The 22,762-nt window shown below is 61.3% G+C and carries 15 protein-coding genes; 9 read left to right on the top strand and 6 right to left on the bottom strand.

Translation table 11 applies throughout. The features are described 5' to 3' along the window. The first annotated feature begins 184 nt into the window (after positions 1-184). From CLH61_RS17400 to CLH61_RS17390, 3 genes are read left to right on the top strand one after another with little or no spacing between them, the layout of a single operon-like run. Positions 185-1,267: an efflux RND transporter periplasmic adaptor subunit gene (locus CLH61_RS17400; protein ID WP_099615998.1), complete on the top strand. Its 1,083-nt coding sequence runs from the start codon at positions 185-187 to the stop codon at positions 1,265-1,267. A 5-nt stretch (positions 1,268-1,272) separates the two neighbouring features. Further along, positions 1,273-4,374 carry an efflux RND transporter permease subunit gene (locus CLH61_RS17395; RefSeq protein WP_099615997.1) on the top strand — a complete coding sequence of 1,034 codons (3,102 nt, stop codon included), beginning with the start codon at positions 1,273-1,275 and terminating at the stop codon, positions 4,372-4,374. Then, positions 4,367-5,122, top strand: coding sequence for a pseudouridine synthase (locus tag CLH61_RS17390; protein WP_099615996.1), 756 nt, complete (start codon positions 4,367-4,369; stop codon positions 5,120-5,122). The genes CLH61_RS17395 and CLH61_RS17390 overlap by 8 nt, the downstream gene beginning before the upstream one ends. Before the next feature lie 3 nt (positions 5,123-5,125). On the opposite strand, the gene CLH61_RS17385 is transcribed toward CLH61_RS17390, so the two are convergent. Then, positions 5,126-7,018 (bottom strand): putative bifunctional diguanylate cyclase/phosphodiesterase, encoded by a 1,893-nt coding sequence (locus CLH61_RS17385; protein WP_099615995.1) that lies wholly within the window; start codon positions 7,016-7,018, stop codon positions 5,126-5,128. 362 nt (positions 7,019-7,380) lie between these two features. On the opposite strand from CLH61_RS17385, the gene CLH61_RS17380 reads away from it, so the two are divergent. After that, positions 7,381-9,198: a sensor domain-containing diguanylate cyclase gene (locus CLH61_RS17380; RefSeq protein ID WP_228152689.1), complete on the top strand. Its 1,818-nt coding sequence runs from the start codon at positions 7,381-7,383 to the stop codon at positions 9,196-9,198. Here the strand turns inward: CLH61_RS17380 and CLH61_RS17375 are convergent. The 3 genes from CLH61_RS17375 to CLH61_RS17365 form a co-directional block, all read right to left on the bottom strand. Continuing rightward, positions 9,171-10,634, bottom strand: coding sequence for an amidase (locus CLH61_RS17375; RefSeq protein WP_099615994.1), 1,464 nt, complete (start codon positions 10,632-10,634; stop codon positions 9,171-9,173). The genes CLH61_RS17380 and CLH61_RS17375 overlap by 28 nt on opposite strands. Before the next feature lie 94 nt (positions 10,635-10,728). Next, a complete protein-coding gene (gene djlA / locus CLH61_RS17370; protein WP_099615993.1) occupies positions 10,729-11,502 on the bottom strand; it encodes a co-chaperone DjlA in 774 nt (257 codons plus the stop codon). Between the two features lie 93 nt (positions 11,503-11,595). Then, positions 11,596-14,463 carry an HD domain-containing phosphohydrolase gene (locus CLH61_RS17365; protein ID WP_099615992.1) on the bottom strand — a complete coding sequence of 956 codons (2,868 nt, stop codon included), beginning with the start codon at positions 14,461-14,463 and terminating at the stop codon, positions 11,596-11,598. 212 nt (positions 14,464-14,675) lie between these two features. Between CLH61_RS17365 and alkB the strand changes: the two genes are divergently transcribed. After that, positions 14,676-15,326 (top strand): DNA oxidative demethylase AlkB, encoded by a 651-nt coding sequence (gene alkB / locus CLH61_RS17360; RefSeq protein WP_099615991.1) that lies wholly within the window; start codon positions 14,676-14,678, stop codon positions 15,324-15,326. 20 nt (positions 15,327-15,346) lie between these two features. Here alkB and CLH61_RS17355 read toward each other — a convergent pair whose 3' ends face one another. Continuing rightward, on the bottom strand, positions 15,347-16,627 hold the full coding sequence (locus CLH61_RS17355; RefSeq protein WP_099615990.1) for an MgtC/SapB family protein: 1,281 nt from the start codon (positions 16,625-16,627) through the stop codon (positions 15,347-15,349). Positions 16,628-16,983: 356 nt separating this feature from the next. Here CLH61_RS17355 and CLH61_RS17350 point away from each other — a divergent pair, with 356 nt between their 5' ends. The 4 genes from CLH61_RS17350 to CLH61_RS17335 all read left to right on the top strand — a co-directional run bounded on the left by CLH61_RS17350 (position 16,984) and on the right by CLH61_RS17335 (position 21,980). After that, positions 16,984-18,471, top strand: a complete 1,488-nt coding sequence (locus tag CLH61_RS17350) for a SulP family inorganic anion transporter (protein ID WP_099615989.1) — start codon at positions 16,984-16,986, stop codon at positions 18,469-18,471. A gap of 1 nt (position 18,472) precedes the next feature. Then, positions 18,473-19,399: a universal stress protein gene (locus tag CLH61_RS17345; protein ID WP_099615988.1), complete on the top strand. Its 927-nt coding sequence runs from the start codon at positions 18,473-18,475 to the stop codon at positions 19,397-19,399. 98 nt (positions 19,400-19,497) lie between these two features. Continuing rightward, positions 19,498-21,012 carry a phospholipase D family protein gene (locus tag CLH61_RS17340; protein ID WP_228152688.1) on the top strand — a complete coding sequence of 505 codons (1,515 nt, stop codon included), beginning with the start codon at positions 19,498-19,500 and terminating at the stop codon, positions 21,010-21,012. A 122-nt stretch (positions 21,013-21,134) separates the two neighbouring features. Then, positions 21,135-21,980 (top strand): iron-sulfur cluster assembly protein, encoded by an 846-nt coding sequence (locus tag CLH61_RS17335; RefSeq protein WP_228152687.1) that lies wholly within the window; start codon positions 21,135-21,137, stop codon positions 21,978-21,980. 41 nt (positions 21,981-22,021) lie between these two features. Here the strand turns inward: CLH61_RS17335 and CLH61_RS18705 are convergent, their stop codons facing one another. Continuing rightward, positions 22,022-22,318 (bottom strand): NAD(P)/FAD-dependent oxidoreductase, encoded by a 297-nt coding sequence (locus CLH61_RS18705; RefSeq protein ID WP_407657603.1) that lies wholly within the window; start codon positions 22,316-22,318, stop codon positions 22,022-22,024. Positions 22,319-22,762 lie beyond the last annotated feature (444 nt).

The raw sequence follows: 22,762 nt of genomic DNA, 5'->3' as shown, positions 1-22,762 counted from the left end.
AATCACTGCGTTGAGATTCATAAAATCGACAGTCTGCTCTGAATTCGTAAAAGGATTCTGTGTAGAATCTACCCCACGTTTTTGGCCGGATGCAACAGTTAATTTCCGGTTTTGTCGTCGGACTGGGATCAGGTTTTTACGGTCAGCGTATCTATTCATCGGTATCAGGCACAGCGAGTATTGGATGACGAAAGCAAAATGGAGCTCCCTCGGACTGTCGTTCCTGGTTGTGATTATTCTGGTTGTCTGGATGGCCACCGGGGAGGTCAAGGTCGCCGGTACGGAGGCGCCACCGCAGCAGGACATCGGTGATGGCCAGCTGACGTCCGTTCAGGTGCAGACCCTGACGGCCCGGGTTCACGAACCGGGGTTGTTGTTACAGGGCCAGTTGGAGCCGTGGCATTCGGTCATGCTGAGTGCCCAGGTTTCCGGCCGGGTGGAGTCGCTGGCGGTTGACCTGGGGGAGTCGGTGAAGGCCGGACAAACGTTGCTTACCCTGTCGGATGAGGGCCGCAGTGCGGCCGTGTTGCGCTGGCAGGCCCGGGTTCGCAAGCTCGAGGCCGACCTGGCTGCGGTTCGCCGGTTGCGGGCCGGCAACCTTGCGGCCCAGTCGGAAATCCTGGCCCTGGAAAGTGAACTGGCTGCGGCCAATGCAGAGCTGACCAGTGCCCGGCTGGAGGTCAGCCACCTGCAACCGGTAGCGCCCTTTGCCGGTGTCATCAACAGCAAGGCCGTGGATGCGGGAGATCTCGTCCAGATTGGCGCACCGCTGTTCCAGCTGGTAAGAATCGACCGGCTCAAGGCGAAGGCGCAGATCCCGCAGCAGGCGGTCAGCGACGTTGCGCCTGGCCAGGCGGTGCGGGTGGATTTGCTCGATGGCACCCGGCTTTCCGGTGTGGTGACCTTTGTTGCCAGTGCCGCGGCACCGGAAACCCGGAGCTTTGCGGTGGAAATCGCCGTGGAGAATCCGGACCTGAAGCGGGTGGCCGGAGGCAGTGCCAGCCTGCGGGTCGCCTTGCCGGAGGTGAAAGCGATTTTTGTATCGCCGGCCTATCTGTCCCTCGGGGATGATGGTCGCCCGGGGGTGAAATATGTTGATGACCAGAATCGCGTGGTGTTCGGCGAAGTCCGGTTGCTTAGCGTATCCACCGATGGCGCCTGGGTCACCGGGCTGCCGGATGAAATCCGCCTCATTACCCGGGGTGGCGGATTTGTCAGCACCGGCGAGCAGGTGGTGCCGTTCGATTCCTCCGAAGACCGGGGGTAGCTGCCATGCGCGCACTGATCTTTGCAGCCATTGACCGCAGCCGGACCACACTGCTGACCCTGCTGTTCCTGATTCTCGGCGGAGTTGCCGCGTTCCAGGCGATTCCCAAGGAGGCAAATCCGGACGTCACCATCCCGATGATCTACGTGTCGATGACGCTGGACGGCATCAGCCCGGAGGATGCTGAAAGGTTGCTGGTACGCCCCATGGAACAGGAGCTGCGCTCCCTGGAAGGCATCAAGGAAATGCAGGGCACGGCCTCCGAGGGCCACGCTTCGGTGATGCTGGAGTTCGATGCCGGTTTTGATCCGGACAAGGCCTTGCAGGACGTCCGGGAAAAAGTCGACACAGCGCGCAGTAAACTGCCCGGCGAGGCGGATGAGCCCAGGGTCAACGAGATCAATGTGTCACTGTTTCCGGTGCTGTCGGTGGGGCTGTCCGGACCCCTGTCCGAGCGCGAGCTGATTACCATTGCCCGCCAGTTCCAGGACGCCATCGAATCCATCCCGGAAGTGCTGGAAGTCGAGATCGGCGGCGACCGCGAAGACCTGCTGGAAATCGTGGTAGACCCCCAGGTGCTGGAGAGCTACGGCATCGATTTTGACCAGCTGGCAGCGCTGGTTACCCGTAACAATCAGCTGGTGGCGGCCGGCTCGCTGGATACCGGCAACGGCCGTATGGCGCTGAAAGTGCCCGGGGTCATCGAAACCATCGAGGACGTAATGGCAATGCCGGTCAAGGTGGACGGCGATACCGTGGTGACCTTCGGTGATGTGGCCATGCTCCAGCGTACGTTCAAGGACCCCACCGGGTTTGCCCGCATCAACGGTGAGCCGGCGCTGGTGCTGGAAGTCTCCAAGCGCTCCGGCGCCAACATCATCGAAACCATTGCCCAGGTGCGCGAACTGATCGAGCAGGTCCGGCCGCGGCTGCCGGACAGCCTGGAAATCCGCTACATCATGGACCAGTCCGAGGAAGTGCGGGATATCCTCAGCGACCTGCTGAACAACGTCCTTACCGCCATCGTGCTGGTCATAATCGTGGTAATTGCAGCGATGGGGCCGCGGTCAGCGCTGCTCGTGGGACTGACCATTCCCGGAGCGTTCCTGACCGGGATCCTGGTGATCTGGGGTATGGGGCTCACCCTCAACATCGTGGTGCTGTTCAGCCTGATCCTGGTGGCGGGCATGCTGGTGGACGGCGCCATCGTGGTGTCGGAGCTGGCGGATCGTAACCTCTCGGATGGCCAGACGGTCAGGAACGCCTGGGCCGAGGCGGCCAGTCGCATGGCGTGGCCGATCATTGCGTCCACCGCCACCACCCTGGCGGTGTTTGTGCCACTGTTGTTCTGGCCGGGGGTGGTGGGGGAGTTTATGAAATTCCTGCCGCTGACCGTCATCATCTGTCTGGTGGCGTCGCTGGCCATGGCACTGGTTTTTCTGCCGGTACTGGGCAGTACCAGTGGTGGCCGGCGTGCCCGCCAGAGTCACGCTGCCGGACGGATGATGCAGCACTATCGCCAGTCGCTGTCGCTGCTGCTGAAATTTCCCGGGCTGACCTTGATCGGCGTGTTGTGTGTGATCGCCGTCATTTACCTGGCGTACGCCCGCTTTAACCACGGCGTGGAATTCTTTCCCAGCGTAGAGCCGGACTCCGCCCAGGTACAGATCAGGGCGAGAGGTGACCTCTCGATCCGGGAGCGGGATGCCATTGTGCGGGAGGTTGAGCAGCGCCTGCAGGGTATGCCCGAGGTGAAAGCACTGTATGCGCGCTCAATGGTCACCGCCAGTACCCGGATGGCACCAGACGTGATCGGCGTGCTGCAGTTCCAGTTTACCGACTGGTTTACCCGGCGCCCGGCCAGCGCGATCCTGGAAGATTTCCGGGAATTGACCGGCGATATCCCCGGCATTGAGCTGGAGTTTCGCAAACAGGAAGGCGGGCCGGCGGAAGGTAAGCCCATCGAGTTGCAGGTGAGCAGCCGCACTGCCAACAGTCTGAACGGCTATGTGGACCGGATCGAGGATCGTATGCGGGCCCTTGGCGGCTTTGTCGACATTGAAGACGATCGCAGCCTGCCCGGTATCGAATGGCGGCTGCAGGTCGACCGTGAAGCTGCCGCCCGCTTCGGTACCGATGTGCTGGGCATCGGCAGCGCCGTGCGGCTGGTGACCAATGGCTTGGTGCTGGCCACCTATCGCCCCGAGGATGTCCGGGATGAAGTGGACATCGTGGTGCGGGTGCCCAACAACTGGCGCGAGCTCGACCACCTTCAGCGGCAGACTATTCATACTTCCCGGGGCCAGGTGCCGCTTTCGGAATTTGTGGACCTGCAGCCGGGGGACAAGACCGGGAGTATTGTCCGGGTCGATGGTCAGCGCACCGTCACGATCAAATCGGACCTGGCCCCGGGACGGCGGGTTGACGAACTGCTGCGCGCCCTGCGGGCCGAGATGCCGGAGCCACCGGAGGGCATTACCGTGACCTTTGCCGGGGAGAACGAGGATCAGCAGCAGGCTTCCAGTTTTCTGGTCTCGGCGTTCCTGGTGGCGGTCGGACTGATGCTGCTGATTCTGGTTACCCAGTTCAATTCCCTCTATCAGACTTTCCTGATTCTCTCGGCCATCGTACTGTCGACCGCCGGTGTTCTGCTCGGCCTGCTGTTAAACGGCCAGTCGTTCGGAATCGTCATGGTGGGCATGGGGACCATTGCGCTGGCCGGTATCGTAGTGAACAACAACATCATTCTGATCGACACCTACAACCAGATGCGCAAGGAGGGGCTGGGGGCGTATGAGGCGGCACTGGAGACCGGGTGCCTGCGCCTGCGGCCGGTATTGCTGACGGCAATTACCACGGTACTGGGCCTGTTGCCCATGGTGCTGGGGGTGAACATCGACCTGTTGACACCGTCACTGGGGCTCGGCGCACCCTCCACCCAATGGTGGACGCAATTGTCCAGCGCCATCGCCGGCGGGCTGACCTTTGCCACGGCACTCACCTTGCTGCTGACGCCGGCGATGCTGGTGTTGGGGGACAGGGCGGGGGACAAGGTGGCCCGCCTGGGCAGGGCGATTACCGGAAAGTCCGGAGTCATCAATGACTGATCCGTCCTGTTCGCCGGAGATCGCGCCGGCCGGGGAAAATCCGTTGCGGGTGCTGTACCGGGACGACTGGTTGCTGGCGGTTCACAAGCCGGCGGGGTTGCTGGTCCATCGCAGCCCCATCGATCGTCACGAGACCCGGTTCGCCCTGCAGTACGCCCGTGCCCTTAACAACGGCCGCCATGTCTACCCGATCCACCGTCTCGACCGACCGACGTCCGGCGTGCTGGTGTTTGCCCGTGACCCGGGCACCGCGAGCGTCCTCGGTCAGAAGATGATGGCCGGGGCGGTACGCAAAACCTACCTTGCCATTGTGCGGGGCTGGCCGCCCGCAGAAGGTGTCATCGATTACCCGTTGCGGGACGAGCCGGAAGACCGCCGCCTGAAAGGGCGGGAACAACCGGTCCGCGAGGCCGTTACCCGCTACCGTACCCTGGCCACCACCGAGCTTCCGGTGGCGATCGAACGCTACCCCACCAGCCGCTATGCGCTGCTGGAGCTCTCTCCGGAAACGGGTCGTAAGCATCAGTTGCGGCGTCACCTCAAGCACATCAGTCATCCCATAATCGGCGATGCAAACCATGGCCGGGGGCGCCACAACCGCTATTTTGCCGAACGGTTCGGTCAGGGGCGGTTACTGCTGGCCGCTACCGCCCTGGAGTTTGAGCATCCTGCTGACGGTCGCCGGATTCTCATCGAGGCGGAACCGGAGCCCAGCTTCCGCGACGTCATGGCTATTTTTAATCTCTGACGGTCAGTGCCCTGGCGTGGGGTGGTGCGTGGTCAGACCGTCAAGCAGGGCGAGGCGGTCAAGCAGGGTGTGAAAGGGCACGGGCTTGCTGTAGAGGAAACCCTGCAACAGGTCACAGCCCTGGCGCTGCAGCCAGCGCTGGTGGCTGAGGGTCTCCACGCCTTCGGCGACCACCGACAGGTCCAGCCCCCGGGCCAGGCCGAGAATGGAGAGGGTGATGGCGCAGTCGTCCTCGTCGTCGGGGATGTCGTGGATGAAGGAGCGGTCGATCTTCAGTTTGGTGAACGGCAGGGATTTGAGGCGTGACAGCGATGAAAAACCGGTGCCAAAGTCATCAATGGCCAGCGCGGATCCGGCCTTTACCAGTTGGTTGAGGGTCTGGCGCAGAGTGGCGGAATCGCCCTGGATGGCATCCTCGGTCACTTCAAAGTGCAAGGCCGACTGCGGCACCCCGAACTCCCGGCAGATGGCGGCCACCCGGGCTGGCAGGTCCGCCGCCAGGACCTGCTCTGCTGCCAGGTTGACCGACACCACCGGCAACAACCGGCCATTGGTACGGGCCTTCGCGATGTCACGGCAGACCACCCGTAGCACACTCTCGCCCAAGGCAACCATCAGTCCGGCACCGCGGGCGATGTCGAGGAATTCAAACGGCGACAGCCAACCCCGTTGCGCATTATTCCAGCGTACCAGGGCTTCGGCGCCGATAATGGCGGTGCCACCCTTGTCAAAGATCGGCTGATAGAACACGTCCAGTTCGTTGTTGTGAATGGCCGAGCGCAGTTCCCGCTCCAGCTCGAAGCGGGACCGGGCAGTGGTCTGGATTGACGTGTCAAAGTGACAGGCCCGGCCCTTGCCCTGGTCTTTGGCGGTATACATTGCGGCTTCGGCGCTGCGCAACAGAGTCTCGGCATCCTCGCCGTCGCCCGGGAACTGGCTGATCCCGATACTGGCGCTGATGTTCAGCATGTGACCCCCGGCATTCACCGGGCGGGTCATCTCCTCCAGGATCCGTGTAATGGTGTACTCCAGCACCCGCTCTTCGCCCGGGTTACGGATGAGCATCGCGTATTCGTCTCCGCCAATCCGCGCCAGCTTGTCCTTGCCTTCAACCGGCAGGTTGCCCAGGCGTTGTCCGATTCTTGAGATCACTTCGTCCCCGATGGTCGGGCCGAGTCCGTCATTGATGGCTTTCAGCCGGTCGAGATCGATCCACAACAGGGCAAAGCCGGACAGGCGGTGGCGCCGGGTCTTGCTGATGAGGTAGCGCATGCGCTCGCGCAGGGAATCGAGGTTGGGCAATCCGGTCAATGAATCGAAGCGGGTCAGGTAATCAAGTTTTTCCTTGGAATGAAGCCAGGCTTCATGGGTATTGACCAGGCTAACCGTGTCGGCAATCGCGACGACAAAAGACAGTTCGGGCAGGCTCCAGGTGCGGGGCTGGCATGATTCCAGACAAACAACGCCACTGAGCCGCGCGCCATTGAAGACCGGGGCGTCCAGCATGGAGTGGATACCCAGTGGGGCGAGGTAGCTGTCGGTAAAGTCGCGGGTGCGGGGGTCGCTGCGGGCGTCGTCTGCCTGAAGAATCCGGCCGTCACTCAGGGCGCTGAAATAGGCCGGATTATCGTCGCGGAACAGGCTTGTCCGGATCGGTCCGCGGGTAGCAAAGGTTTCGCTGCGGTCCGACAGCCATTCGCAGGTCAGGTGGTCGCCACCGTGACTCAGCTCCCACACGCTGGCCCGCTCTACCGCCAGTTTGGTGGCGCACAAGTGGGTGAGCGCCGCCAGCTTGAAATCACGAGACGAACCAATGAACTCGGTGCTATGACTGAGTTTCATCAGTTCCGCATGAAAGTCGGTAAACGTTCCGTTGTCACCTGTGACATCTGCCATGGCGGTGCCTGTCCTCCGCCCCGGGTAAAAGCTGCGAGGCCAATGGGATTCGGGGGCGTCCCTGATGTTGCAGGATTGCCGCGCCGGTTATGCTCATCATGGCAACGACCAGAGACCCTGTCCATTGTAAACGAAAGAACGGTTCCATTGGATTTGTAGTATTTTTGTTGGGTCTTTGAGTCATTTTATGACCAGATAGCGAATCGGTTGCAAATGTGATTCATACTCTCCGGTATAACCATAGAAGCAAAAATCCCTGGTGGGAGGGGACGGTGTTCGTGATCGTGACGCGGTTCATCGCACTGCTGGTTCTGTTGGCAGCCTCCGCCTCTGCGTATTCGTCGATAGTGCAATCGTCGATAGTGCAATCGTCAACAGTGCAGTGGGATGGCCGCAGCCCACAGCTGGAACTGACCAATCACGTTGCCTTCGCTGCCGAACCTCAACAAGGCTGGTCGGTGGAGGAAGCCCGGGGGCTGCCCGCGGCGGCCTGGACACGAGTCCGGGGTGAGAACGTCAGTCTGGGCTATAGCGATACTGCCTACTGGTTCCGCCTCGACATCGATAACATAGCCGGTTCACAGACCACGGCCCTTCTGGAAATCGCCTATCCGGTCCTCGATCACATCGAGGTCTACAGTTTCGTCGGCGGCAATCCGGTTTCCCGTCTGGTGATGGGGGACAAATACCCGTTCCGCGAGCGGCCGGTTTACCATCGCAACTTTGTCATACCTCTTGATTTGCCGCCGGACCAGCTGGTGACGGTGCTGCTCCGGGTCCGGAGCACCAGTTCCATGCAGGTGCCAATGACCCTGTGGTCGCCGGATACCTTCCATGCCGAGGAACAGGCCCGCAGCCTGTTCGAGGGGCTTTACTACGGCATCGTCCTGGTCATGGTCCTGTACAACCTGTTTGTGTACCTGGCGGTCGGGGAGCGGAGCTTCCTGTACTACATCGGTTACATCACTGCGATGCCGCTGTTCCTGGCCAGCCTCCATGGGGTCGCGTTCCAGTACCTCTGGCCCGATGCCACCTGGTGGAACGATCAGGCCATCATCGTGTTTCTGAACCTGGTGGTGGTGTTTGGCGGTATTTTCAGTATGCGTTTCATCAGTGTGCTGCCGTCGACGCACCCGGTGCTCAGCCGGGTGACCATCCTGGTGGTCTCGGTCGCCGGCTTGCTTGCCCTGGCCGGCTTGCTGGTGCCGTACCGCTATATGATTCTGCCCACCATCGGCCTGGCGTTTATCGGTTGTACGGGGATGCTGTTACTCAGCATCGTGCGCTGGATGAAGGGAGATCCGGCGGCCCGATACTACGGTGTGGCCTGGGTTTTCATGCTGTTTGGTGGCATCGTCCTGGCGCTCAGTAAATTCACCGTGCTGCCCCGCAACCTGGTGACCGAGAATGCCACCCAGGTCGGTTCGGCAATAGGGGTCATCCTGTTGTCCCTTGCCCTCGCGGACCGGCTGAACCGGGAGAAAAAACGCAATTTCGAGGCCCAGCGCCAATTGCTGGTAGAAGAGCGTAAGGTACGTCTCGCCCAGGAAAAATCCCTGCAGATCCAGCAAGACGCCAATACCCTGCTGGAGCAGCGGGTTGAGGAGCGCACCCGGGACCTGGCAACCCTTAACGAGCGGTTGCGGGAACTCAATGCCACCGACGCACTCACCGGATTGAAAAATCGGGGCTATTTCGACCGGGCCTTCCAGACGCTGTCCGTCGGGGCCTTCCGGTTTGGCCAGCCGTTATCGTTGCTGATTATCGATATTGATCGTTTCAAGCAGTTTAACGATACCTACGGCCACCTGGTGGGCGATGATTGCCTGCGGATGGTGGCACAGGGCATCCGCCAGTATGTGACCCGTCCCCAGGACCTGGCGGCCCGCTACGGTGGTGAGGAGTTTGTCGTGATCCTGCCGGATACGCCGGAGGAGGGCGCGGTGCAGGTGGCCGAGAAGATCCGCAGGGAGATTGAGGGAACCGATTTCCGGGTTTCCGATACCACGGTGCGGCTGACCATCAGTATTGGCGTCTGTTCGCTCACCCCGGATCAGGCCGATGCCACCCGCGAGCTGTTCCGTCGCGCCGATGAGGCACTATATGCTGCCAAGGCGCAGGGCCGTAATCGGGTCGTTTGTCACGATCCGGATCAGGAAGCCCTGACGGCCGGCTCCTGACCTTCGCTGGTATAGCTGGCTACGGTTGGCCACGGCCAGTTCTGTTCGAGACTGAAGGCCAGCTCCAGCAAGGTTCGCTCACCACCATGGCGCCCCATCAGCTGAACCGAGACCGGCAAGCCGTGCCCGGTGTGGCTGGCGGGCAGGGCAATTGCCGGTGCCCCGGTGGCATTGGCCAATGGCGTAAAGCTGACATAACGGGTCAGCCGGTCAAACAGGGTGTCAAAGGGCAGTTCAGGGCTCAGGTAGCCGAGTTCGGGCGTGGTGTGACCGAGGACCGGGGTCAGCGCCGCGTCGAAGCCGGCCATGGCGTGGGCGTAATCGTGACAGGACCGCTTCAGGCGCCAGATGGCGGCCGGGACATGGACCAGCCGGCTGCGGAACATCCGGTCGAGGCCGTGGGTCAGGCCATCCACCCGGTGCTTGTCGAACTGCGGGTGAAGCAGCTTGCGGCCGCCGGTTTTGAGGGCAAACGCCAGCATCCCCCAATAAAGTGCGAAATCGTCCGCAAACGATGGCTTAACCGGCACATCGATTGGCTCAATCCGGTGCCCCAGACTTTCGAGGCGCCGGGCAGTTTCCTCGACTGCTGCTCGGGTCACCGCGTCAGTGCGGTGACCGTTGATCGAGTCGACGACCAGGCCGATGCGCATGGATCGGTCTGCCGGCCGGATGTGCTGGCCGACGGGTGGCAGTTTCGGATTGCGATAGAACGACTCGGCAGCAGCAAAAAAATTGGCGGTATCGCGAACACTGCGAGAGACGATACCTTCGCTCACGATATTGACCGGCAGTGCCCGCGCCGCCTCGTTATCCACCAGCCGGCCCCGGCTCGGTTTCAGGCCCACCAGGCCGCAGCAGGCAGCCGGTATGCGGATGGATCCGCCGCCGTCGTTGGCGTGGGCAATCGGGACCACACCGGCGGCGACCAGTGCGGCTGAGCCCCCTGACGATGCCCCGGTCGAATAGGCGAGGTTCCACGGGTTACGGGTAGCCGGCCCTCCCGCAGGTTCGGTGGTGGCGTTGAAACCGAACTCCGGCAGAGTGCTTTTACCGAGGCAGACAAAGCCTTGCGCCAGCATCTGCCGGGCGAAGGGACTGGTTTTGCCGGCCGGCGTCGGCGGTACCGCGGCAGAACCATGACCGGTGGGCAGCCCGGCGACATCGGTGTTGTCCTTGATCAGGGTGGGGACCCCGGCAAACGCACCGCTGCCTATCGCTTTCTTTGCGGCAGCCAGCGCCGGCCCGAATGCTTCGGTGGCCAGGCCATGGACAGCCGGCTCTACCTGCCTGGCGCGGTTGATGGCGGCTTCGGTTACTTCGGCGACCGAGAGTTCGCCCGTGCGAATCAGCTGCGCAAGTGCGGTACCGTCGTGGCTGGCAAGCACGTCGTTGGTGAAGGCGTGAACCGGGCGGTGCAAGTGGGGGACGGTCATGGCGGAGCTCCTCAGCAAGTGGAGCAGACTTTAGCGCATTCCAAAACGTGACGATATGTCATTTAAGGAATACCTGCGATCTGTCCCCCCTGACTCAGCCGGCCCGTTTGCGGGCCTCCTTGATCACGTCGTAGGCGTGACTGATCTCCCGGGTACGTTCTTCGGCCATTTCCCGCATGCTCTCCGGCAGGCCGCGCCCCGCCAGCTTGTCGGGATGGTTCTCGCTCATCAGCTTGCGATAGGCACGCTTTAACTCACTGTCGCTGACCTCCGGGGCAACTCCAAGCACCCGGTAGGCCTGGCTCAGGTTGTCAGCCCGGGCACCCGGGCCGGCACCCCCGGCCTGGCGCCCGCCGAGCATGGCTTCCAGCTGGTCGACCTGGGCTTCCGGCAGGCCGAGGCGGCGGGCGATTCGCACCAGCATCTCGTGCTCCGCCGGGTGCACCTTGCCGTCGGCGGCAACCGCGGACACCTGTACCTGCAGGAACAACTGAAGCAGGGCGGGCTGGTTGCGGCTGATCCGCAGAAACGCTGCCAGTTCGGCGTCCAGATCAAAGTCGGCCGCCTTGCCGCGATTGAAGGCATTCTTGGCCTGCTCCCGCTGGACCCCGGTCAGCCGGAAGCGGTCAAACAGTGTCTCCGCCATGCGGATTTCGTCCTGGGTTACTACGCCATCAGCCTTGCAGAGCGCACCCATCACCGCAAACATCGGCTCGGTAAAGCCGGACTGCAGTTTGCCGATGCTCTGGCGGACTTTCTTTTTCAGGGCGCGGGCAATCATGTAACCGGCAAAGGCGCCAATCAACAGGCCGGGGAACTTGCCCATCTGGTAGCCGATCAGCGCGCCGATGATCATGGCAAATGACATAGGGTTTCCTTCTGGAATGAATCGTGATCTTGGTGAATGTTGCCCAGTATACGGATTTCCGGCGCATCAGCCGACAGTTCAGCCGGCCTTTCGTCAGCTCAGGAACCTGGCCTCGTCCACCTCGTCGATCTGCTCCGGCTTCATGTGTTCACGGGCGTACTCCCGATAAACCCCCGAGCGGATAAACAGGTTGAAGACATCGCCGTCCAGATGGTGCTCCCGCACCATTGTGGCCATGATGCCGAGGGCTTCGGTCAGCGTTTTGCCTTCCTTGTAGGGACGGTCCACCGCCGTCAGTGCCTCGAACACATCAGCCACCGCCATGATGCGCTCGGGAATGCCCATCTGGTCGCCGCTCAGGCGACAAGGGTAGCCCCGGCCGTCCATCCGCTCGTGATGGGTACCCGCCAGTCTCGGCACATTGGACAGCCAGTCGGGCAGGGGCAGGGCGTCGAGCATGCAGATGGTCTGCACGATGTGTTCGTTGATCTTGAAGCGTTCTTCCGGTGTCAGGGTGCCGCGACGGATGGTGAGGTTATGGATCTCCCCCCGGTTGTAGGCGTGCTCCGGCAAGTCCATGTCGAAGCCCCAGCGGTTGCGGGGGTCGTCCCGGGTTACCGGCGGTACCCGCTCACCCCAGTGCTCGATATGCTCCGGGCGGTCGGCCAGCAAAGGCTCGGTTACTGGCAGGCGTGCCTCCGGAGCGGCCGCGAAGGCGCGGCGTTCCTCCGCAGAAAGCCCCAGACGGTTGCTGAAGTGGCGCTGCCAGGTTCGGCTGCTGATCTGGTGCACCCGGGCAACGGCGTCGTCATCCATGCTTTCACCGCCAATGTTGGCGGCGGCGATGAAGGCAAAGTCCTCCTGCAACTGGCGCTGCTCCTGATCCCGCCGGGTTCGTGCGCCAGCTTGGTCACCGCCAGCCAGGCAGTCTTGCAGATAGCGGATCTCGGCATCCCGGTGCAGCACCTCGAAGCGGGTTCGGACCTCGTGGATACGGTTGCACAGGGTCTCCAGTTTGGTGGCTTTATCCACGACATATTCCGGGCTGGTGATCTTGCCGCAGTCGTGAAGCCAGGCGGCCAGGTGGAATTCGTAGGTTTCCGTCTCAGACAGCTGAAAATCCCGGAACACGCCGTCACGGGCCTGGGTGGCTTCGGCAACCAGCATCTGGGCGAGCTTGGGCACACGTTCGCAGTGTCCGCTGGTGTAGGGTGACTTGGCGTCAATGGCATTGGCCACCAGGCGGATGATGCCCTCCAGCAAGGCCTGCTGGCTTTCGATCAGTTCCCGGGTTTCGATGGCGACCGCTGCCGAGCCGGCGATCTCGTCGACAAATACCGCGAGGTCGTCGCTGATGTTGGAGAGGTCGCCGTCTTCCATTTCGACGATCAGCGTACCAACCAGCTGCTTCTTGCGGTTACGCAGGATCGCGAACACCGGGTGCCCGGAAAACGGCCCGCGCAGGCTGCGGATAATGTCACTGTCATCACTGTCCGGGCGGATATCCGGAATTGTCTTTGGCCCCTCCAGGTTGTGGGTCGTGGCCAGGCCGAGCTCGCCGTTGCCGCGGTTGAACAGGTAGATAGCGCCGCGGTGCTGGCCCAGGATATGGATAATCTGGTCGAGAATGTCTCCCAGCAGGGTGTGCAGGTCCTGGCCGCGGTTGAGGGTGGTGGCGATGTTCTGGAAGCTGTGGATGGTGCCGGCCATATCGTCCAGGGCGATACTGAGCTTGCTGGCTTCGCGAATGCGCGAGTCCACCCGGATGGGAGTGTCGAAGCGGAAACGGGACAGGGAGCTGACCCGGTCGGTCAGCTGCTCCAGCGGCCGGCCCACCCGGCGCCCGAGCATCCAGCCAGCGGCCAGCAAGACCAGCGCGATCAGGCTGGCAATGCCGGTCTGGCGGGCAAGGGCGGACCACACCTCCGCCAGCAGTTCATCGGCCGGAATTGCGATAACAATGGTCAGTTCCTCCGGCCCCAGGGTGGTCAGTGGTGCGGTCATGCCGTACCAGTCCTCGCCGGCCAGGGTGAACCGCTCGGCCCGTTCGCTGTCGGCAAGTCCGGACGCCATCGGCAGCGGACTGTCGGGAATCTCCTCCAGGTGGTAAAGCGGGTCTTCCTGGTCCGTTCTGGCGGGCAGGCGGTCCGGATGGGAGTAGGCCAGTACGGTCTGTTCCCGGTTAATAATCGCAATCCTTGAGCCCGGTGTCTGGCGCAAGTCAGCAATCTGGCGACTGAGGTCCGACACGGTGACGTCAATACCGGACACGCTGCCGTTGCTGTTTATGTTGTCAGCTGCGCCGGCAGCCTGCCGTGACAGGGTCAGCCCCAGTTCCCGGGTGGTGTAGAACACGTACGGCTCGCTCACGTGAGTCGCAGCTGTGGTGCGGGCAGCCTTGAACCAGCCGCGTTCCCGGGGATCGTAGTTGTAATCCGGTCGGCGCTCCTGGCGGAGCAGTTGCAGGTTACGGTCGTAAAAGCGCCATTCACCGATTCTGGTCCCGGTGTCGTCGAGGGTCATGGTCTGCAGCAGGAACCAGGCCTGTTGCGGAGCATCGGGGAAGTGGAGAATGCCGGAGCTGCGAACCTTGCGCAGCAAAAAGGACTCGCCGTTGTCGTAACCGGTATAGACGGCACTCACGATATCATTCTGGCGCAGGGCATCGGCAATCACCGGCAGTCTCTGCAGCCGGGCATCCAGGGAGCTGGCACGGGTCAGCGGGTCGTGGCTGAGCAGGGTAAGGGTGACCGAGGTTGGCTCGATGATGGCACGAATGCGGTCGTTGACGCTGACCGTGAGCTGATGGGTGGCATCGGCGGCAGCGGTGGCTTTGGCGTTCTCCATACCGCGAAAGCTCTGGCCAACCAGTACCAGGGTCAGTACCAGCATTCCGAAGGTAATGGTGGACGCAATGAGCAGGGCAAGGGACACCTGGGCGGATTGCCGGTGAAAATGCATTGAGTCATCCTTGTGCTGGAGGCCGGTGGTTCGCAGAAGATGCGCAGTATTTTGCCAGGCAATTTGCAAAGCAATATGCAAAGTAACAGGGAACGTAACAAAAAAAGTAACCTGCATCTCCCTGGAGATTAGACGTAAATCGATGAATTGTCAGGAGAAAGGTTGTTGATTATCGAACAGTCCGGCCATTGCTGGCCGGGAGGAGCACAGCGATGACCCCTGACCTGTTCGGGGACACTCCCGGGGCGTTTGCGCCGGAGCCCCTGGCCCCCGGCGCAGTAGTGCTGCGGGGCTATGCCGCTGGCGTGGCCGGAGCGTTGCTGGCTGCCATCACCGAGGTTGCCGCCGGGGCGCCCTTCCGGCAGATGAAAACCCCGGGCGGTTACACCATGTCGGTGGCAATGACGGGGTGTGGTGAGGTCTGCTGGGTGACGGATCAGACAGGCTACCGTTACCAGGCCGGGGATCCGCTGAGCGGTCAGCCGTGGCCCGCCATGCCGGAGCCGTTTCTGCGACTAGCCGGTGAGGCTGCCGCGGCGGCGGGCTACCGTGATTTTATCCCCGATGCCTGCCTGATTAACCGTTACTGCCCGGGCAGCCGGATGTCCCTGCACCAGGACCGGGATGAGCGCGACTTCGACCAGCCCATCGTGTCGGTGTCACTGGGGCTGCCTGCAACCTTCCAGTTTGGTGGAGAGACCCGTCGCGTGCGGCCGGTGAATGTGCCGCTGAGCCATGGCGACGTCGTGGTGTGGGGTGGTCCCGCCAGGCTCCGCTACCACGGGGTGCTGCGGCTGAAGCAGGGCTGGCACCCACTCACCGGTGAATACCGCTATAACCTGACTTTCCGCCGTGCCCTCTGAATCGGGCGGTGCGTGTCCGCCTAGAGCAGCCAGGCTGTCGCGAGGCCGGCGGACAGTGATATGACCATAGGCACTGCCACCCGCATTCCCAGGGCGCGGCTGCCGATAACACCTGCCATGGCTGCCTTGACCAGATTGTTGGACGCGGCGGCGATGATTATCCCGATCACGGCCGTAGCCGGCGTGAGACTGGTCTGGGACATCCGGGTCAGGGACAGGGTAATGGCGTCCACGTCGGCAATTCCCGAGGTGGCGGCCAGCACATAGACACCGGTGTCACCCAGCCAGTTCTTGAGCACTTCGGCCAGTACCAGGATCGCGGTCAGCAGTGCGCCGAACATCAGGGCGGATTTGAGGTCCAGAGGATTCTGGGTCAGTTCCGGGCGGTTAATCTCCAGCCCGTCACGGTTGCGCATCCAGATCAGGATGGCCGGTACATACAGCAATACCGTCATCACGATGACCGGCAGCATCAGCTGGGCCAGCAGGTCACGGTTGATGACCGCGCAATAGATCAGGATTCTGGGGAACATGGTGCCGCAGGCGATCAGGATGCCGGACGCCAGCTGCGGGGCCAGCGCCGGGGCCTGCCGCGACTGCCTCGAAAAGTGCAGGGTAAGGGCGGTGGAGGAACTCAGGCCGGCAAACAGGCTGGTGAACAGGATGCCTTTTTCGGTCCCTGCCACCCGGATGGCGAAGTAGCCTACGAAAGAGACCGAAGCAATCAGCACCACCATCCACCAGATTTCGTAGGGATTGAGGGCGCCACCGGGGCCCATATCGGTGTTCGGCAGCAGCGGCAGCATCACTGCAGAAATCACCAGCAGCTTCAGTGCCGCATCCAGTTCATGTTCCTTGAGCTGGTGGATGAAACCGTGGATCTCCGGTTTGTTGTCCAGAATGATGGCGGTAACCACCGCGGCAGCCGTGGCAATGGCCGGGTCCACCGCGACCGCCACCGCGCCGTAGCAAAAGGTGAGCACCATGCCGATGGTGCCGGTGATGCTGAAATTGCGGATGTGCTCCAGCCGCTCACTGTAGGCGACCAGGGCAATGGCTACTACGCTGACCAGTAACACCGGGAACGCCCATTCAGTGATCTCTTGGGCCAGCACGGCCGCGATACCGCCCAGCAGGCCAATCAGGGCGAAGGTGCGGATGCCTGCGATGCGTTCGCCGGCTTTCTGCTCGCGGGCTTCCCAGCCTCGCTCAAGGCCGATGATGCCGCCGAGCAACAGGGCAATGGCGAGATTGATGGTGGTCTGGTTGGATTGCAGGAAGTGGGCGGCTACGTCGTCCATGGAGCGGTCACAAGTCTCTGAAATGATTGCCGCCAGTATAGGACTTTTTTACAGGTCGAAGAAATTCCTTCGCCTTGCCTTACTTTAATTTTGCGGTTTTGCTAAGCTTCGCGACCCTTGTTTTCTCTATTCATGACAAACATCAACGGCACAGCCGGAAATGACCGTGACGATCACTCCACCGTAGCGTTCCCTTCTACCGGAGCGGGCCCTCCACCGGAGCTTTCGCGCCCCACAAGTTCCTGTTCTCCCGGGCGACAACCATTCCGTACCGCGCAAACCCGACGGGTACTGCGGGCTGGCATGTCTGCCTGAACTGTCTGTGTATTCCATACTGATAACCCGGATCCCGACTTATGGTTAATACCCTTAAAAACCAATGGCTCTCCAACATACGCGGCGATGTCCTGGCAGGTATTGTTGTCGCCCTGGCGCTGATTCCTGAAGCCATCGCATTTTCGATCATCGCCGGTGTGGACCCGAAAGTGGGGCTGTATGCGTCGTTCTGTATTGCGGTGGTGATTGCCTTTGTGGGCGGCCGCCCCGGAATGATTTCTGCCGCCACTGCTGCCATGGCCGTGCTGATGGTGACCCTGGTCAAGGAACACGGCCTGCAGTACCTGCTGGCGGCCACCCTGCTGACCGGCGTGCTGCAGGTTGTGGCCGGCTATCTCAGGCTGGGAAGCCTGATGCGCTTTGTGTCCCGCTCGGTGGTGACCGGTTTCGTCAACGCCCTGGCCATTCTTATCTTCATGGCGCAGTTGCCAGAGCTGACCAATGTGACCTGGCATGTCTACGCCATGACCGCTGCCGGACTTGCCATCATTTACCTGTTTCCGCTGTTGCCCGTGGTGGGCAAGGTCATTCCCTCGCCCCTGGTTTGTATCGTCACCCTGACGGCGTTTGCCGTGGCTGTCGGGCTTGATATCCGTACGGTGGGCGACATGGGCGCGCTGCCGGATACTTTGCCGGTGTTCCTCTGGCCGGACGTGCCGCTGACCCTGGAAACCCTGATGATCATTCTGCCGTACTCAGTGGCCATGGCAGTGGTCGGACTTCTCGAGTCGATGATGACGGCAACCATTGTTGATGATCTCACCGATACGACGAGTGACAAGAACCGGGAGTGCAAGGGGCAGGGTGTTGCCAACATTGGCGCCGGTCTGATCGGTGGTATGGCGGGTTGCGCGATGATTGGTCAGTCAATCATAAATGTGAAATCCGGTGGCCGTACCCGCTTGTCTACCCTGACCGCCGGTTTGTTCCTGCTGGTGATGGTGCTGGTGCTCGACAGTTTGCTGGTGCAGATCCCCATGGCGGCACTGGTGGCCGTCATGATCATGGTGTCCATCGGTACCTTCTCCTGGGACTCCATTCGAAATCTGCGCAAGCATCCGTTGTCAACCAATGTTGTGATGCTGGTGACCGTTGTCGTGGTTGTGGCTACCCACAACCTGGCATTCGGCGTTCTCGCAGGGGTCCTGCTGGCGGCCCTGTTCTTCGCCAACAAGGTTGGCCATTACATGGTGGTGACGTCGGACTTTGATGAAGCGTCTGCTACCCGTACCTACACGGTCATCGGACAGGTGTTTTTCAGTTCTTCGGAAAAATTCCTCGAATCCTTTGACTTCAAGGAAGCAGTGGATAATGTGGTGATTGATCTGAGTCGTGCGCACTTCTGGGACATCACCGCCGTTGGTGCGCTGGACAAGGCAGTGATCAAGTTCCGCCGCGAGGGTGCCGACGTGGACGTTATCGGGCTCAACGAGGCGAGCGCTACCATCGTTGACCGCTTCGGGGTACATGACAAGCCGGACGCCGTTGACCAGTTGATGGGGCACTGAAATGACACAGACCAATGAACTCCGCAACGATCGCAGTCACAATAACAATCAATCAGACCATGAAGGCGAGGGTGAGATGTTACGAGTAGTTGCCTGTATCGATGGTTCCCGTGCAGCCCCGGCGGTATGTGAATTCGCAGCCTGGGCCAGCAATCACATGAATACGCCGGTGACGCTGCTGCATGTGCTGGATGAGGAGCGCTACCCGGCGGAACCGGACCTGGCGGGGAGTATTGGCCTGGGAAGCCGCGAACAACTGCTGGAGGAGCTGGCCGATCTCGATCGCAAGCGTTCCAAGCTGGCTCTGGAACATGGCCATCACATGCTGGATGAGGCGGAACGGCTGGTCAAAGCGGCAGGCGTCGAGGATGTGGTCAAGCGACAGCGTCATGGCGACCTCACCGAATCCCTGATGGCGCTGGAGAACCAGACCCGGCTGCTGGTGATGGGGCTTCATGGTGAGAGCAGTTCTGATCGGGATATCCATATTGGCAGCCAGCTGGAAACCGTAATCCGCAGTCTGCACCGGCCAATCATGCTGGTGCCGGATCAGTTCACGCCGCCGAGGAGTGCCATGCTGGCCTTTGATGGCAGCGCCACCGCCTTCCGCAGTGTCGAGCTCATGGCCGGAAGTCCGGTTTTCCGGGATATGCCCCTGCATCTGGTGATGATCGGTCCGGACACCAGTGACCGCCGGGAGCAGCTGAAAAAAGCGGAAACCATGCTGTCGGGTCTGGGCGTGGATATCCAGCTGGCCATCCGTGCCGGCGATGTGGAGCCTGCACTGCATGAATACCAGGATGAGCACGACATCGATCTGCTGGTGATGGGGGCCTACGGCCACTCCCGGATTCGTCAGTTCCTGGTGGGCAGCACCACCACAACCATGCTGAAAACCGCCGAGAAACCCCTGGTCATCCTCCGTTGATGACCACCGCCTGAAACCTGGGGAGTGACATGCCAGCGGATACCGGTCAGCCATCAGGAAAAGCGCCAGTTGGAGTCCTGAGCCGGTGGGTGATTCCGGTGCTACTCGTCACCCTGACAGGCTGTGTGGCCGGGTTGGCCCCGGCGGATCGGGATTCCGGACCGGTGATCATCGGTCAGGCCAAAACACCGCTGACCGAGTGGGCAGCCGGTGCCGCTCCGACCGGCCCCGGTGAATCCGCCTTTCATGTTCTCGATTCTGGCCGGGATGCCTTCCTGGCCCGGGCGGCACTGATCGAGGCAGCCGGCACCCGTATCGATGCCCAGTATTACATTTGGAATGATGACCCGTCCGGGCGCTACCTGGCGGCTCGCTTGTTGCTGGCTGCCGAGCGCGGTGTCCGGGTACGGCTGCTGCTGGATGACATCAACGTGGCCGGGGACGAGCCGTTGTTTGCGGCCCTGCAACAGCACCCGAACATTCAGGTCCGGATCTTCAATCCGGCACCGGCACGAGACGGCGCCGGGCGCTGGCTGTCCTTTCTCTCCGATTTCGAGCGCCTGAACCGTCGCATGCACAACAAGACGTTTGTGGTGGACGGCGCAGCCGGGATTGTCGGTGGTCGCAATATCGGTGACGAATACTTCGATTTCCACCCGGAGCTCAACTTTCTTGACCGGGATGTCCTCGCCATTGGTCCTGTGGTCGGGAGCATGGCGAATAATTTCGAGGCCTGGTGGCACAGCCGCTGGGCCTACCCGCTCACCCAGCTGTATCCGGAGGACCGCTCCGGGCAGGATCTGGCGGCTGTCGCGCAGCGCCTGCGCCAGCATGCCCGCAAGCCCGCAGGGCTTGGGCTCACGCCGCCGGCCACGAGCGCAGCGGTTACCCGGGAACTGGCGAGATTTTCCGGGGGGGCGGTGAGCGCCCGGGGCCAGCTGGTGTTTGATCTGCCCTTCGGTGACGCTGACCAGGCCGCCGATGCGCCCGGTAATACCGCCGTCGCCCTGGGCAGGCTGGCGCAAGGGGCGCAGGAAGAGGTGCTGATCGAGTCCGCCTATCTCATCCTGACCCACGAGCAGCTGGCACAGTTTGACGACCTGCAGCGCCGGGATGTGCGCGTGGCGGCACTCACCAATTCACTGGCCTCCAATGACCTGGTTACCAACCACTCCGGTTACGCCCGCTGGCGCCGGGAAATGCTCCGCCAGGGCCTGGTCATTCACGAGCTCAGGCCAGACCCCGCCAACTGTCCGGTCTGGCTTGCCCGCGGGGATTTCTGCACCGGGGGCGCTGTAGGATTGCACTCAAAATCCGCTGTTTTCGACCGAAAGATCGTGGTGATCGGCTCTTTCAACCTCAACTTACGCTCCATCTTCCTCAATGGCGAAACCCTGCTGATCATCCACAGCCGGGAACTGGCAGGGCGTCTGGCGCAGGATATCGACATCGCCATGGCCCCTGCCAACAGCTGGCAGGTCCGGCTCGATGATGACGGTGAACTGAGCTGGCAGGGGGTTGACGGCGACCATTCCAGCGAGCCGGCAGTAGGCTGGTGGCGCCGGTTTACGTCCAGCCTGCTGGCGCTGTTGCCGATTGAGAAGTATCTCTGAAGCTAGCTGGTCGCTCGGTCGATTGGTATCTCATGACGGGTTTCCTCTGCCGCCCTTTAAGATGTATAGTGAATCCATGTTTAAGTATGCATCAATGAGAATATTGATCATGTGGTGGGGCTATGATGAATGTTAATGCAGAAGTAACACCGGAAGCGCAGCACTACCTGCGCAACGTATTAGCCCAGAGGGGCGAGCCGGGTATGGCGGCGCGGGTATTTGTTGAGCACGGGGGCACACCGCAAGCAGAGACCTGCCTGGCATTCTGTCCACCCGGCGAGGAGCGCGCCAGCGACACCAGGGCGGAGTTTGACGAGCTGACGCTGTACTTCGATGCCCTCAGCCTGCCGTACTTGCAGGATATGAAAATCGACGTTGACCGGCACGGTTCCGGCCAGATGCTAGCCATCAAGGCACCCAATGCCAAAAAACCGGCAAAACCGCCCACAACCTTCGAACTGCCGGTGGCCGGCGTCGGATTGCATGTTCCCCACGGCAATCCGGTAACCCTGCCGGCCGGGGCCGTGGTAAACATCACCCAGGCACTTGGCGGCAGTTTTACCGTGAACTACCAGGGCAACCTGTATCGGCTGGCACCGGAGGTGGCCCGAACCCTGGGGTTGCACAGTGATGTACCGGTTTTTGCCGAGCCGGAAGACGGCCTGATCAGTGAAGACCAGTGCCGGGATGCCCTGCGACAGGTGTACGACCCGGAGATTCCCGTCAATGTGCTCAGCCTGGGGCTGATCTACGGTCTGGAAATTGACCAGGATACGCGATCTGTCCGAGTGGAAATGACCCTGACCTCACCGACCTGCGGCATGGGCGATGTGATTGCCGACGATGTCAAAGCCAACCTGCTTCAGGTGCCCTTTGTAACGGATTGCCGGGTGGATGTTGTCTTTGACCCGCCCTGGAGTTACGACAACCTGGATGAGGAAGCACAGCTGGAGCTGGGGCTGATTTGAACTGTGGCCCGGTAACGTTACAGATTGGGGATCTGTCGGGCTCAGGCCTCATTCCCCGCCGCCACACCCGATGCCCAGGCCCACTGGAAGTTGTGGCCACCCAGGTGGCCGGTGACATCCACCACTTCACCGATAAAGTACAGGTTGGGGCGGTCCAGCACCGCCATGGTCTTGGAGGAAAGCTGGCGGGTGTCGACGCCACCAAGGGTCACCTCGGCAGTTTTCCGAACACATCCCAGAGACTTGTCAAAAAAATTTTTTCTTGGCGTAGTTTGTCCGGCTTTTGATACCGAAATTTTTCCGCTCCAAATCCATGAATAGCAGTAGGAGCCCGACACCGGGAGCTAGGGGCAATGGAGTGGACTCGGGAGGAGCGGGAGCGGTTTGCTAACGATCCGGTGAGCCTGTTGCCAGGTGAGGCACTAATAGGAGTAAGGGGGCCAAAGGCCCGGATAAATGGCTGCCGTAGGAGCCAGTCGGGTAGTTTGGGGGCAGTGCATTTGCAAATGAACCCAATCCTGCAGTGAGTCCGACTTCGATGAAATGGTCGCTTTAACTTATGCGCACTATTCAGGTTCATGGAGCAGGGTAGCGTCAAAAAACCTATGAAGTATGAGCGTAGCGAACAGCTGGCTTGAGTTAGTTCATCAAATGTTTGAAAAAGGGCGGTTTTCAGCATTCTCGTGAACTCATCGTTTTTTTTCGGGACTCTAGCGAGTGCGTTTAAAAAAAGCGAATATTCGAGATTCATCTTCCGGTTAATAACGCTTGACGTTAATGTT

The sequence above is a fragment of the Marinobacter profundi genome (assembly GCF_002744715.1).
Lineage (GTDB): Bacteria > Pseudomonadota > Gammaproteobacteria > Pseudomonadales > Oleiphilaceae > Marinobacter > Marinobacter profundi.
This window is presented reverse-complemented; position numbering and strand designations above follow the sequence as displayed.